The sequence below is a fragment of the Ichthyenterobacterium magnum genome (genome assembly GCF_003610635.1).
Taxonomy (GTDB): domain Bacteria; phylum Bacteroidota; class Bacteroidia; order Flavobacteriales; family Flavobacteriaceae; genus Ichthyenterobacterium; species Ichthyenterobacterium magnum.
Genome location: NZ_RAQJ01000001.1, coordinates 1,210,604 through 1,224,822, shown reverse-complemented (window position 1 = coordinate 1,224,822; position 14,219 = coordinate 1,210,604). Strand labels below are relative to the sequence as shown.

10 protein-coding genes are annotated in these 14,219 nt (G+C 34.1%); 5 read left to right on the top strand and 5 right to left on the bottom strand.

Annotated elements, in window-relative coordinates:
* The first annotated feature begins 76 nt into the window (after positions 1–76).
* Complete coding sequence (locus BXY80_RS05750) at positions 77–346, top strand: hypothetical protein (RefSeq protein WP_120200262.1); 270 nt, start codon at positions 77–79, stop codon at positions 344–346.
* 54 nt (positions 347–400) lie between these two features.
* On the opposite strand, the gene cphA is transcribed toward BXY80_RS05750, so the two are convergent.
* A complete protein-coding gene (gene cphA, locus BXY80_RS05745; protein WP_120200261.1) occupies positions 401–3,043 on the bottom strand; it encodes a cyanophycin synthetase in 2,643 nt (880 codons plus the stop codon).
* 90 nt (positions 3,044–3,133) lie between these two features.
* Between cphA and BXY80_RS05740 the strand changes: the two genes are divergently transcribed.
* The gene (locus tag BXY80_RS05740; RefSeq protein ID WP_120200260.1) at positions 3,134–3,997 is read left to right on the top strand and encodes a cyanophycinase; all 864 of its coding nucleotides are present in this window, start codon (positions 3,134–3,136) and stop codon (positions 3,995–3,997) included.
* Here the strand turns inward: BXY80_RS05740 and BXY80_RS05735 are convergent.
* Together BXY80_RS05735 and BXY80_RS05730 are read right to left on the bottom strand one after the other, a co-directional pair.
* Positions 3,990–4,832, bottom strand: coding sequence for a GNAT family N-acetyltransferase (locus tag BXY80_RS05735; RefSeq protein ID WP_120200259.1), 843 nt, complete (start codon positions 4,830–4,832; stop codon positions 3,990–3,992). The two genes, BXY80_RS05740 and BXY80_RS05735, sit on opposite strands and share 8 nt — an antisense overlap.
* On the bottom strand, positions 4,832–5,761 hold the full coding sequence (locus tag BXY80_RS05730) for an isoaspartyl peptidase/L-asparaginase family protein (RefSeq protein ID WP_120200258.1): 930 nt from the start codon (positions 5,759–5,761) through the stop codon (positions 4,832–4,834). The genes BXY80_RS05735 and BXY80_RS05730 overlap by 1 nt, the downstream gene beginning before the upstream one ends.
* A 50-nt stretch (positions 5,762–5,811) precedes the next feature.
* Here BXY80_RS05730 and BXY80_RS05725 point away from each other — a divergent pair, with 50 nt between their 5' ends.
* From BXY80_RS05725 to BXY80_RS05715, 3 genes are all read left to right on the top strand, one after another.
* Positions 5,812–7,179, top strand: coding sequence for a PQQ-dependent sugar dehydrogenase (locus BXY80_RS05725; protein ID WP_120200257.1), 1,368 nt, complete (start codon positions 5,812–5,814; stop codon positions 7,177–7,179).
* Between the two features lie 73 nt (positions 7,180–7,252).
* A complete protein-coding gene (polA, locus tag BXY80_RS05720; protein WP_120200256.1) occupies positions 7,253–10,108 on the top strand; it encodes a DNA polymerase I in 2,856 nt (951 codons plus the stop codon).
* Between the two features lie 45 nt (positions 10,109–10,153).
* The gene (locus tag BXY80_RS05715; RefSeq protein WP_120200255.1) at positions 10,154–10,861 is read left to right on the top strand and encodes a PmeII family type II restriction endonuclease; all 708 of its coding nucleotides are present in this window, start codon (positions 10,154–10,156) and stop codon (positions 10,859–10,861) included.
* Position 10,862: 1 nt separating this feature from the next.
* On the opposite strand, the gene dcm is transcribed toward BXY80_RS05715, so the two are convergent.
* Positions 10,863–12,098, bottom strand: coding sequence for a DNA (cytosine-5-)-methyltransferase (dcm, locus tag BXY80_RS05710; RefSeq protein ID WP_120200254.1), 1,236 nt, complete (start codon positions 12,096–12,098; stop codon positions 10,863–10,865).
* A 103-nt stretch (positions 12,099–12,201) separates the two neighbouring features.
* Positions 12,202–14,157 (bottom strand): YgiQ family radical SAM protein, encoded by a 1,956-nt coding sequence (locus tag BXY80_RS05705; protein WP_120200253.1) that lies wholly within the window; start codon positions 14,155–14,157, stop codon positions 12,202–12,204.
* Positions 14,158–14,219 lie beyond the last annotated feature (62 nt).

Sequence of the window (14,219 nt, the reverse complement as noted above, 5' to 3'; positions counted from 1 at the left end):
CTAATTTATTTAATCTCACTTTAAATGTTGCTTTTCTTTGAACAGAATTTAAAATCAAACCTATAGTTTTTAAGTCATGAAAAAAGTTTTAATATTTATTGCATTAATTAGTTTACCATTACTTTCTAGTGGTCAAAACGAAACTACTGTTAACAAAAATAACAATAGTATCGAAACTTCTATTAATAAAAGTGATTCTACTAAAGCTAAACAAAAAACGACTTTAAACTCAAAAACAAAGTTTGATGTAATTAATATCAACCATAAAAAAAGTAATGATATAATTAGTATTAAAGCTTATAGAAAAAGTCTTCATATTAAAGTAAAGACGATTAAGCTTTGCTAATCAATACTATAAATTAATAAAAAAGCCGAAGTAAATTACTTCGGCTTTTTTATTTTAATCAGCGAAATTAAGTTCTCCTCGAGATTCTTGTTCTTTAAATTGCTTTACTAAATCGAGTGCATCAGGAATTACATCACTACATAAAATTATAAGTGAGCCTTTAACCGCATTTTTAACAGCATAAGTAATCGCTTCTTTTTCAGAAGGTATAATGGTGGTTTTCTTGCTAGGATCTTTCATCTTAATACCATCATTAAGCATCTTAATAAGTTCTTCTTCGGTTTTTCCGCGTAAACGTTTATCTTGACGTATAATAATTTCATCAAACATTTCGGCAGCAATCTTGCCCATTTCATTATTATCTTCAATACGACGATCTCCAATACCGGCGATAATTCCAACCTTTACAGTAGCATCAAGTTCTTCAACAAATTTTTGAAGTGCACGCATTCCGGCTGGATTATGAGCATAATCTAAAAGAATAGTAAAATCATTAAACTCAAATAAATTTAAACGCCCAGGTGTTTGCGATGCTGAAGGAATAAAGGTTTCTAAAGCAGCTTTCATATCTTCTATACTAATGCCTTGTACATGAGCAGCAAGTACTGCAGCCAGTACATTTTGAATCATAAACTTAGCTTTGCCACCATAAGTTAACGGAATGTGTTCTGCTTTCATTAAACGCATTTTCCATTCGCCTCTGCAAATAGTTACGTATCCATTTTCATAGACCGCAGTAATACCATTTAAACGCTGCAATGCTTTTATTCTAGGGTTATTTTCATCCATTGAGAATAATGCTACATTACACTCGACATTACGTCTCATATCGTAAACCAAATCATCATCGGCATTTAAAATAGCATAACCATCAGGCAAGACAGTTTCTGGCACTACAGCTTTTACTTTTGCCAATTGCTCGATTGTATGAATTCCTTTTAAGCCTAGATGGTCTGCAGCAACATTGGTAACAACCGCAACATCACATTTTTTAAATCCTAATCCAGCTCTTAAAAGTCCACCTCTTGCACATTCTAATACCGCAAAGTTTACTGTTGGATCTTTAAGTACAAACTCAGCACTGGCTGGACCTGTACAATCTCCAGTCATTAAAAGCCTATTTTGTATATAAACACCATCACTCGTTGTATAACCAACACGATGTCCTTTCATTTTTGCAATATGAGCAATAAGACGCGTTGTGGTTGTTTTCCCATTAGTTCCTGATGTAGCAATAATAGGAATTCGTCCTGTATCTCCTTTTTGAGGAAATAATTTGTCAATTACTGGAGCAGCAACATTACGAGGTAATCCTGTAGTAGGTGCTAAATGCATTCTGAATCCAGGACCCGCATTTACTTCTAATACTGCGCCTCCAGTTTCTGATAGTGGTTTAGAAATATCTGTGGTCATAATATCTATACCACAAATATCTAAGTCAATAATTTTTGAAATACGCTCAGCCATTGCAATATTTGCTGGATGAATAATATCTGTAATATCTTCAGCTGTTCCTCCTGTACTTAAATTAGCAGTGTCTTTTAACACTAATTTTTCGCCTTCAACAATAACAGAATCTAAAGTATAACCAGCATCTTTTATAATAGTTTGTGTTAACTCGTTTGTTGTTATTTTTGTCAATACATTTTCATGACCATAACCTCGACGAGGATCACTGTTTACTTTATCTATTAGTTCTTGAATCGTAGATTCACCGTCACCAATAATATGTGCAGGCGTTCTTATTGCTCCAGCAACTAATTGATTATTGATAACTAATAACCTGTAATCTTCGCCAACAATAAACTTCTCAACTATAATTGCTCCACTACGTGAGCTTTCTTTTGCGTGTCTAAACGCTACTAAAGCCTCATCATAGTTTTGGATATCAACTGTAATTCCACGACCGTGGTTGCCATCAATTGGCTTAATTACAAGTGGGAAACCAACATAACGACATGCTTCTTCTAAACTGCGTTCTCTACGAATAATATCGCCTCGAGGCACTTCAACTTCTGCTTGTTCTAATAAATACTTTGTATCTTCTTTATCACAAGCCAACTCTACTCCTATACTACTCGTTTCACTAGTTACAGTTGCCTGAATACGCTTTTGATTGGCGCCATAACCTAACTGGCATAACGAGTATTTATTTAATCTAATCCATGGAATGCCTCTAGCTTCTGCTTCTGCTACAATTGATCCTGTACTTGGTCCTAAACGATCAGACTCACGTAACTCTCTCATTTCTTGTATATCTTCGGCTAAGTCATAATCTTCACCAGCTATTAAAGCTTCACATATTCTAACCGCTGCTTTTGCTGCAAATCGCCCTACAGATTCCTCCATATAAGAAAACACAACATTGTAAACACCTTCTTCTCCATAACCTCGTGTTCTTCCAAAACCAGTATCCATACCTGCTAAAGTTTGAATCTCTAAAGCAATATGTTCTATAACGTGTCCCATCCAAGTACCATCATCAACACGCATAAAAAATCCTCCTTCGCAGCCTTCAGAACAACGATGCGAATACATACTAGGAAACATAGCTTTTAATCGTTCAGGAAAACCATCAATTTTATTAGAAGGTAATTCTTCCATTTCTTGAAGGTCTAAAACCATAACGATTAATTTATGTCGTCTCACAGACCAATAGTTTGGTCCTCGCATTGCATTTATGCTTCTTATTTCCATGTTGGTTGATTTTTATAGTGAAAGATTATAAATATATACATTTTTCTGTAAAAAAATTAGTTTATTTTTGTCCAATTAATAAAAGATTATATGCAATTGAATAAAGGCACATTAATTCCTATTGGTGGAAATGAAGATAAGGGAGATGAAGTAAATGAAATGTATACCATGGAGTTTATTGATGAAGGCATTTTGTTTCATGTTGTTAAGGAAGCTGGTGGTGTAGATTCTAAAATTGTTGTTATTCCAACAGCATCAAGTATCCCTGTTGAAGTTGGAGAAAATTATTTAGATGCTTTCTCTAAATTAGGTTGTACTAATGTTACTGTTTTAGATATACGAAGTCAAGAAGATTCTGAAAAACAAGAATCAATAGACCTTATAAAATCTTGCGATTGTGTGATGTTCTCTGGTGGTGATCAATCGAAAATCACTGATCGAATTGGCAATACTACAATTCATAATATCTTAACTGAGCGTTATAAAAATGAAGAGGGTTTTGTTATCGCTGGTACAAGTGCTGGCGCTATGGCAATGGCAAACGAAATGATTGCTGGTGGTAGTGCAACAGAATCTTTTATTAAAGGTGCTGTATTAATGTATAAAGGTCTTGGTTTAATTCCTGAATTAATTGTTGATACCCATTTTATTAAACGTGGTCGTTTTGGAAGACAATCTGAAGCTATAGCAAAATTTCCAAATTTATTAGGTCTTGGTTTAGCAGAAGACACAGGAATGATTATTAAAAACGGAAATGATTGTACTGTAATTGGGTCTGGAATGGTGATTGTTTTTGATGGTAGTTCACTTACTCATAACAATGAAAAAGTATTAGAAGAAGGCACACCAATGACTATGGCAAATATGACTGTTCATGTACTATCTAATGGTGATCAGTATGATATTAAAAACAGGAAAGTATCTGTGCTTCCTATTGAAGCGCCATTTATTTAACTTCTACTGGCTCATCCATCAAAGTTAATTCCATTTCGTGTTGGTTAACTGTGTTTTTTAAACCAACACTTTCTATTGCGGCAAGCTTATCTTCAAGTCGATCATCTACATTAATAATCCTGACGTGTTTAGAAATTAATTGAATAGCAGAAAATAAGCGTTCCCAATTCCTTACTTGATTATTTAAAACTTCTAATTGGTTTATAGTTCCGTTGTCAAGATTAATTGCAAAAAAGGATTCGACAGTACAATTTCTAATCACATTATAGTATTTAGAATTACCACCTTTTAGAGACCTAAAATGAAAATCCCAAGAATATTTATCTTGATTGGGCATTTGCTCCCAAGGTATTTCATTAAAAGAAACTTCAATACGATCTACTTCGTTTTTACTTGAGGGAAGCTCGCCACTAAAACATTTAAACGTTTTACAAATTTTAAAGCCAATACCTTTATAGGCTTTTACAGCTTTTTCATTTTCAATAATTACTTCAAGCACGCTTTTTGTAATTCCATTTTTTATTAAATCTGGAATAGCATACTCATAAATAGACTTTACAATTCGTTGACCTCTATATTCTGGAATCACACCTGTTCCCGTATTAAAAGCAATTAATTCATTTTCTCTTTTATCAATGGCGTGAATAATAAAACCTACAAGTTTATTGTCATCAAACATTCCATAAGACAATTCAAAATTTACTTTAGCAGCTTCCCAACGTTGCTTGTAATAATCATGGTCAGTTGGCATTTTCACAAAATAACCATCAAATGCTAGTAGAAAGCATTCCATTATCTCATTAAAACCTGTATGTCCTAAATGCTTAACTTTCATTATTTATAGATTGAAATCTCTTCGTTTCCGTTTGAAGATTTACTAGCACGATACATGCCTTCTGTATTAAAAGGCATAGCAATATTTCCTTTTGTATCAACAGCAATCAATCCGCCATCTCCTTTAATTTCTAGTATGCGTTTATTAATCACTTCATTTGAAGCCTCTTCTAAAGACAATCCTTTGTGCTCCATTAAGCAAGCTACATCATAAGCCACGACGCCTCGAATAAAAAACTCACCACTTCCCGTACATGAAATTGCACAGGTTTTATTGTTTGCATAATTTCCTGCGCCAATCATTGGGCTATCACCTACACGACCAAACCGTTTATTGGTCATTCCTCCGGTTGATGTTGCAGCTGCAATATTACCATTTTGGTCACAAGCCACTGCGCCTACAGTTCCAAATTTTGAGTCTTTTTTGGTTGCATGATCTAACTGAAAACTATCTGTGTCTTTAATTTCTAACCATTGGTTGTGTCTAAACTCATCATAGAAATACGCAGGATTTTCAACTTCATAGTTCTGAAGTTTAGCAAACTGCATTGCACCTTTGCCCGCTAAAAACACATGCTCGCTTTTTTCCATAACATCTCGTGCTAAACTTATTGGATTTTTAATTCCAGTGATTAAAGAAACAGCTCCTGCATTTAATGTATTTCCATCCATGATAGATGCATCCATTTCATGAGTTTCATCTGCGGTAAAAACAGACCCTTTTCCAGCATTAAACAAATGAGAATCTTCTAATAATCTCACCGCTTCTTCAACAGCTTCAACACTTGTGCCTCCATTTGTCAAAATAGCATATCCAGAATTTAAAGCGTTTTTTAAGGCGTCTTTATATTGTGCTTCTAACTCAGGTGTCATCATCCCTTTTACTAGAGTTCCGGCGCCTCCATGAATGGCAATTGAAAATGTACTCATATATAAATTAGTATTATGTATCTTTATAAAAGAAAGATACTTTTACAAAAATGAAAAAAATATTCCTCTTTTTAGCCTTAATTATTAAATGTAATTTTTGTTTTTCACAAATTCAATTAGATAATACCCTAATTACTGAACGTGTTGTAGCAACAAATCTAGACGTTCCATGGGATATGGTTTACAGTGATGATGGTTGGATTTGGTTCACAGAACTTTCAGGAAGAATAAGCCGAGTAAACCCAGATACAGATGTACAAGAAGTAATTTACACGGTTCCTGATGTAGCCGTTTTTGGTTTTAGTGCAGGAATGCATTCTATTGTTCTCCATCCCAATTTTCCAACAACGCCATACTTATTTGTTCATTATACTAATACTACTACAACGTCAAAATTAGTCCGTTATACTTATGGTATAAATAGTAACACGTTATCTAATCCACTAACAATTCTCGATAATATTCCAGGAAATGTTTCTCATAATGGTTCAAGAATGTTAATTCTAAATGATAAATTATTCATCAGTATTGGTGATGGCTATTCAAACCCTTCAACAGCTCAAGACTTAAATACTTTAAACGGAAATATGCTTCGGTTAAATTTAGATGGCTCTATTCCTTTAGACAACCCAATTGCAAATAGCTATATATGGTCTTTTGGACATAGAAACCCTCAAGGTTTGTGTGTAGGAAATGGAAAGATCTACAGCTCAGAGCATGGCACTTCAAATAATGATGAAATTAATATCATTGAAGAAAACAGAAATTTTGGATGGCCTAATGTTCAAGGTTATTGTGATTTAACATCAGAAACCGCATTTTGTAATAATGAAAATGTTGCAGAACCTATTTGGGCTTGGACACCAGCAATTGCTCCTTGTGGCATGGATTATTTTAATCATCCGTCAATACCAGAATGGCAAAACTCATTATTGTTAGCGGTATTAAAAGACAAAAAATTAATTCAATTACAACTCAATCCTGATGGAACATCTATTATCGAAGAAAACAGTTACCTTGTTAATACCAGAGGACGAATTCGAGATGTTTTAGTTTTACCAAATGGTAGGATTTATATCTGTACGACAAACAGAGATTTTGCTGGTTCACCTAATGTAGATGATGATAAAATTATCGAATTGAAAAATGATAATTTTCTTGGAACCATTGATTTTAGTAACCAAATCATTAAACTATTTCCAAATCCTTCAAATGGTATTTTTACTCTTGAGTTAAACACCAATTTAGATTCAGATTATGATATAGAAATTATTTCAATTAATGGAAGTGTAGTTTTAAAACAATCTATTACCAACAATACAACTCAAATAAACGCCCAGTCTCTAAGTCCTGGAATGTATTTTATAAAAGTTAGTAATTCAAACGCGTCAACCTATAAAAAAATCATCATCAAATAGAAGATTGAGTTTAGAATAGCATCTCCAAAAGCAATTCTTTTCGTAGCTTTGAGTTTCTTACAAATTCATATCTATGTCTGATCAAAAACGTCTTTTTTTAGTTGATGCTTACGCGCTTATTTTTCGTGGTTATTATGCCTTTATAAAAAACCCACGAATCAATTCCAAAGGCGAAGATACGTCTGCCATAATGGGATTTATGAACTCTTTATTAGATGTTATCAAGCGAGAACGACCAGATCATTTAGCGGTTTGTTTTGATAAAGGCGGAAGTGCAGATCGTGTAGAAATGTACGAAGACTACAAAGCTAATCGTGATGAAACACCAGAAGGTATTAAAACAGCTGTTCCTTATATCTACGAGATTTTAAAAGCCATGCATATACCCATCATGGTAAAAGAAGGTTATGAAGCTGATGACGTGATTGGAACCTTATCACGTCAAGCCGAAAAAGAAGGCTATAAAACCTATATGGTAACACCAGATAAAGATTTTGCGCAGCTAGTTACTGAAAACATATTCATGTATCGACCAGTATTTGGTGGTGGTTATGAAACTTGGGGAATACCTGAAGTTCAGAAAAAATTTGAAGTTACTGAGCCAATGCAAGTTATAGATTTTTTAGGTATGATGGGAGATTCGTCTGATAACATTCCAGGATTACCTGGTGTTGGCGAAAAAACAGCTAAGAAATTTTTAGCGGCATACGGTTCTATGGAAAACTTGTTAGCCAATACCCATGAGCTCAAAGGAAAAATGAAAGAAAAAATTGAAGCCAATAAAGAGTTGGGCATCCTTTCAAAACAATTAGCAACCATCATGCTCGATGTTCCTGTGACCTTTAACGCCAAAGATTTTGAACTCAATCATCCTGATGTTGAAAAAGTAAAAGAGATCTTTACACAATTAGAATTTAGACGATTAACCGATAATTTCTTAAAAACATTTGCCGATGAAGCGACTGAGTCTAAGTCTGAACCAACAGAATCTGCAAACGTAAAACCTTCCGAAAACAAACCAACTCCCAAAGAACAAAAATCTGCTGGAGCTGGACAGTTTTCATTGTTTGGTGGAAACGACGAAACAACAACAGAAACTGTTTCAGAATTTACAAGAAAAACTACCGAAAACACATCGCATTTTTACCAAAGTATCGCTTCAGGAATGGCAACTAAATTATTCGTGAAAAACCTCATGAATCAACCTTCTGTGTGTTTTGATACAGAAACAACTGGACTTAATCCGCTAACAGCAGAACTCGTTGGTATTTCATTTTCTTGGGAAACTGCTAAAGGGTTTTATGTGCCGTTTCCAGAGGACAAAATCGAAGCACAAGAATTGATTGAAGTCTTCCGTCCTTTTTTTGAAAACGAACAGATTGAAAAAATTGGTCAGAATTTAAAATATGATATTAAAGTCTTAGCAAAATATAATATAGAAGTAAAAGGGAAACTCTTTGACACCATGTTAGCGCATTATTTAATCAATCCAGATATGCGACATAATATGGACGTATTAGCTGAAACCTATTTGAATTATACTCCAATTTCTATTACAGAATTGATAGGTAAAAAAGGAAAAAATCAACTCTCCATGCGTGAAGTTCCGTTAGAAAAACAAACCGAATACGCTGTTGAAGATGCTGATATTACACTTCAGTTAAAAGAACATTTTGAAAAAGAATTAGGTGAAGCCAATACGCAAACCTTATTTGATGAGATTGAAATTCCGTTACTTCGTGTTTTGGCTGCTATGGAATTGGAAGGTATTAACCTCGATAAAGACTTTTTAAATTCTTTATCAGAGCAACTCACTACAGATATCGCAACGCTTGAAAAAAGCATTTACGATGCTGCAGGCGAAGAATTTAATATAGCTTCACCTAAACAATTAGGCATTATTCTTTTCGAAAAAATGAAACTCGTTGATAAACCTAAAAAAACAAAATCTGGGCAATACTCTACAGCTGAAGATGTTTTAAAATATCTCGCTAAAGACCATGAGATTATTCAAAATATTTTAGATTTTAGAGGTTTATCTAAACTTAAAAGCACGTATGTAGATGCCTTACCAACTCAAGTTGAAGAAGCAACGGGTCGTGTACATACTGATTATATGCAAACCGTTGCAGCTACAGGACGATTAAGCAGTAACAATCCTAATTTACAGAACATTCCTATTCGTACCGAACGCGGACGGCAAGTACGAAAAGCGTTTATTCCGCGAAGCGAAGATTACACGTTACTAGCTGCAGATTACTCACAAATAGAGCTTAGAATTATTGCTGCCTTAAGTAAAGAAGAAACCATGATTGAAGCCTTTAAAAATGGTGAAGATATTCACGCATCAACCGCTTCAAAAGTATTTAATGTACCATTGGCTGAAGTCACAAGAGAACAACGTAGTAATGCAAAAACGGTCAACTTCGGAATTATTTATGGTGTGTCGGCTTTTGGGTTAAGTAACCAAACCGATTTATCTCGTGGTGAAGCCAAAGAACTCATAGACACTTACTATGAAAACTACCCAAAACTTCGAGCTTATATGAGTGAACAGGTTGATTTTGCAAGAGATAATGGCTATGTACAAACGGTTTTAGGTCGTCGTCGTTATTTAAAAGACATCAATTCTCGTAACGCCATAGTTCGTGGTGCAGCAGAACGAAATGCTGTAAATGCTCCAATACAAGGAAGCGCAGCAGATATTATTAAAATTGCGATGATTAACATTTATAACAAATTACAAACTGGAGATTACAAATCTAAAATGCTTTTACAAGTTCATGATGAATTGGTTTTTGATGCTTATAAACCAGAACTCGAGACCATAAAATCGCTCATAAAAACTGAAATGGAAAATGCTTATAAGCTAGAAGTACCTTTAGATGTTGAAATCGATACTGGTGATAATTGGTTAGAGGCGCATTGATGATTAGAATTTAAGTAACTAATATATTATTTCAATACTTTAAATATGAATAACAGTCAGAAGAAAAAAATAATTGAAAATGCGAAAAATTTCTTTCGTGATCAAATTGTTCAAAATCATATAAATGGTGCTTGTGATAGAGCAAGTAGACTTTCTGAATATAATATAAACCCTTTTCTCTATAAATATTTAGCAAATTTTTTGACAGGCAATGACGACCCAGAAAGCATTGCTAAAGCATTAGTTTTACCTAGAATTTTAGGGACTTCAATAAATACATCTTTTGGAATGAAAATCCAAAGTCTTATTAGTTCATTATTCGAAGGTTTAGGCTCTACAACACAGGGTATAGATATTGAATTTGTTGATGCAATTGACAATAGGAAAAAATATTGTCAATTAAAAGCTGGACCTAACACAATTAACAAGGATGACATAACAACTATTATAAATCATTTTGATGGTGTTAGAAATTTAGCAAGAACAAACAATCTTAATGTCGGTATAAATGATATGATTGTAGGAGTTGTTTACGGAGAAGCTAATGATTTAAGTTCCCACTACAAGAAAATAGAAAATGCTTATCCAGTAATAGTTGGTCAGGATTTTTGGCATAGACTTACAGGACAGAAAAACTTTTATTTTGAATTAATTGATGCAGTGGGTGAAGTAGCTTTAGAAGTAGATGCTACAAAAGTTGTGGCAAAAACTATTGAAAAATTAGCCAGAGAAATTGACGCAAAATTTGAATGATTTACCCTTTTCCTTTATAATATTCATTCAAAAACTTAACTATAGAATAGCCAATTTCTTTACCCAAATTACAAGGAACAGCGTTACCAATTTGTTTATATTGTTGAGATATAGAACCCTTGAACTTCCACTCATCTGGGAATGTTTGAATACGTGCATATTCACGAACAGTAAAAGGTCGTGTTTCATCTGGATGACACCTTTCAGTTTGTTTTTGAGCTGGACTGCATGTTAAAGTTAAACTTGGTTCATCCCAACCAATACGTCTAGCCATTCCTGTTTTTCCTCCACCTAAATAAAAACTTTTCCCCATATATTCTTTCTGCAAATCTAATGGTAAATCTCTCCAATAACCTTTTGGAGGAACTAAATCCAATACAACTTTTTTATGTTCTGGGTATTTTGAACCTTCAGATTTAGGAACATTAGAATCATAAAGCTTTCCTTTTTTTAATGCATCAGAAAGATTATAGATAGACTGATAAGGCCTAGGGTATTCATATTTAATATCAATATCTTTTCTGACACCAACAACAATTAAACGCTCACGTTTCTGAGGCACTTTATAATTTACAGCTTTTAATACTTTTACAGGAACCACATTATAACCGATTTCATCAAGAATTGAAATCATTCCTTTTAAGGTTTCGCCTTTCTCATGAGAAAGTAAACCCTTTACATTTTCGCCAATACAAATAGGAGGATTAACTTCTTGAACTGCACGAGCAAATTCATAAAACAAAGTTCCTCTAGCATCTTCTAAGCCAAGTTTTTTTCCTGCATAACTAAAAGCTTGACATGGAAAACCACCTGTAACAATATCAACTTCTCCATTAAACTTTTCGAAATTAAAAGATTTTATATCTCCTTCTAAAACATTCCAATGTGGTCGATTTTCTCTTAGAGTTTGGCAAGCCCATTTATCAATTTCATTTAACGCCTCACATTTAATTCCCGCTTTTTCAAGACCGATGGCTAAACCTCCAGCACCTGCAAATAATTCAAGAACTTTATATTCTTTTAATGGTTTTTCTGAATTATCTACCTCTTCTTCAATGTTATCAAACAAAGGTTTTAATAACCTTTCTATATCGTCTTTTTTATAAACACGATATTCACTTACTGGCTCTCTTAAAGCTGGTAATTTACCATCTCTGTCCCATCTTCGTAAAGTTTCTTTGCTCTTTCCTAAAATTTCAGCAGCTTCAGAAAGCGAATAATAATCTTTAATAACCATGTTACACAACATTAAACATTGGTTACAAATTTATGAAAGATATTTTAATAAGTTATTGAAAATTTTAAATTCTTTTTTCTTTGATAAAGCAAAATAAATCAAATTACCTCTTCCTCTTCTTCTTACTCTTAAACTTTGCTTTATTCTTTCGTTTATTAAAAGGAATAGCATCATCAAACGTATGTTTTGCATCACCACTAGGTTTGTTTTTACGCCATTTTTCATCTTTTGCTGGAAGCAATACGTCTAATAAATCTTGACGTCCTAATTTATTTAAGGTGCTTCTAATCCAAGCTTTATTTTCTTTTTTATACCAAAAAAAGAAACGGTGTTGTTCATCTTTTTCCTTTCGTGTAATAGGTGTATTTACTTTTTTAAGCGTGTAAGGATGATAACCACTGTAATAAATTACTGTAGCAACCGTCATTGGCGTTGGTGTAAAACCTTGTACTTGCTCTAACTGGAAGCCCATATCTTTGGTTTCGGCAGCTAGATTTGCCATGTCTTCAACTTCGCAAGCTGGATGATTAGATATAAAATAAGGAATCAATTGTAGTTTAAGCTTGTTCTTTATATTAATTTTATCAAAACGTTCTTTAAACTTATGAAAGTATTTAAACGATGGCTTACGCATCAGTTTCAAAACAGGATCACTCGTATGTTCTGGTGCAACTTTAAGTCGACCAGACACGTGTTTTGTCATCACTTCTTCAGTATAATCATCTAGTTCTTTTGGGTCCGCATTTTTATTAAATTCTGGCACTAACATATCATGACGAATTCCAGAACCTATAAATGATTTCTTTACTTTAGGGTGGCTATCAACCGCTTGGTACAATTGGGTTAAGGGCTTGTGAGATGTATCTAAATTACTACAGATTACTGGCGAAATGCAACTGGGCGCAACGCACTTGTCGCAAATCGATTGTACTTTCCCTTTCATTTTATACATGTTGGCACTTGGCCCACCAATATCACTCAAATAACCTTTAAAATCTGGCATATTTGCAACCGTATCAACTTCTCGCAACACAGATTCCTGGCTACGAGACGCAATAAATTTCCCTTGATGTGCTGAAATGGTACAGAAACTACAACCACCAAAACAGCCTCTATGAATGTTGATGGAAAACTTTATCATTTCATACGCAGAAATTGGTCCGCGCTTATTATATTTTGGATGTGGCAACCGTGTATAAGGCAACTCAAAAGACGCATCAATTTCGTCTTCGGTCATCGTTGGATAAGGCGGATTTATCATCAACGTCTTATCACCTACTTTCTGAAAAATGCGTCTCGCAGCTAATTTATTAGACTCTTGCTCTATAATTTTAAAGTTAGACGCAAATTTCTTTTTGTCGCTTAAACACACCTCATGCGATACAATTTCAACATCATCCCAATTGCTATTTTTAGGAACTTTTGCGCCTTTATTTAACAACACTGCGGTTTGTTTAATCGTTGTTATGCTAGAAAACGGAACGCCTTTTTGCAACAACCGTACAATTTCACGAAGTGGTTGCTCTCCCATGCCATAGACCAATAAATCGGCTTTAGAGGTTTCTAAAATAGTTGGTAATAGTTTATCACTCCAATAATCGTAATGTGTGACACGACGTAATGACGCTTCAATTCCTCCAATCAACACAGGAACATTTGGCCATTTGTGTTTTAAAATCTTAGAATATACTGATGTGGCATAATCAGGACGAAACCCAATATCTCCATTTGGTGTATACGCATCTTTATCGCGACGTTTCTTATTCGCATTATAGTTACTAATCATTGGATCCATACAACCTCCAGTAACTCCAAAAAATAATTTTGGCGCACCAAGCTTTACAAAATCCTGAAGATTATCATTTACATTAGGTTGCGGAACAATAGCCACACGCAATCCATAACTTTCTAAAATACGCCCAATTACTGCAGGACCAAACGACGGATGATCTACATAAGCGTCACCACTAAATAGAATCACGTCGAGTTCGTCCCAACCGCGTATCTTAACCTCTTTGTTTGTGGTGGGCAACCAATCTGAAAGTTTTAATTCACTCATACCACTGCAAAAGTAGTCAAAAATAGATGCTTAACACTTATAACTCAATTATTTTGGGCGTT

Excerpts from the sequence above, each read along its gene's own strand:
- BXY80_RS05730 (WP_120200258.1), bottom strand. The coding sequence starts at position 5,761 with ATGAGTACATTTTCAATTGCCATTCATGGAGGCGCCGGAACTCTAGTA.
- BXY80_RS05750 (WP_120200262.1), top strand. The coding sequence starts at position 77 with ATGAAAAAAGTTTTAATATTTATTGCATTAATTAGTTTACCATTACTT.
- dcm (WP_120200254.1), bottom strand. The coding sequence starts at position 12,098 with ATGGTTATTAAAGATTATTATTCGCTTTCTGAAGCTGCTGAAATTTTA.
- BXY80_RS05725 (WP_120200257.1), top strand. The coding sequence starts at position 5,812 with ATGAAAAAAATATTCCTCTTTTTAGCCTTAATTATTAAATGTAATTTT.
- BXY80_RS05715 (WP_120200255.1), top strand. The coding sequence starts at position 10,154 with ATGAATAACAGTCAGAAGAAAAAAATAATTGAAAATGCGAAAAATTTC.
- BXY80_RS05740 (WP_120200260.1), top strand. The coding sequence starts at position 3,134 with ATGCAATTGAATAAAGGCACATTAATTCCTATTGGTGGAAATGAAGAT.
- cphA (WP_120200261.1), bottom strand. The coding sequence starts at position 3,043 with ATGGAAATAAGAAGCATAAATGCAATGCGAGGACCAAACTATTGGTCT.
- polA (WP_120200256.1), top strand. The coding sequence starts at position 7,253 with ATGTCTGATCAAAAACGTCTTTTTTTAGTTGATGCTTACGCGCTTATT.
- BXY80_RS05705 (WP_120200253.1), bottom strand. The coding sequence starts at position 14,157 with ATGAGTGAATTAAAACTTTCAGATTGGTTGCCCACCACAAACAAAGAG.
- BXY80_RS05735 (WP_120200259.1), bottom strand. The coding sequence starts at position 4,832 with ATGAAAGTTAAGCATTTAGGACATACAGGTTTTAATGAGATAATGGAA.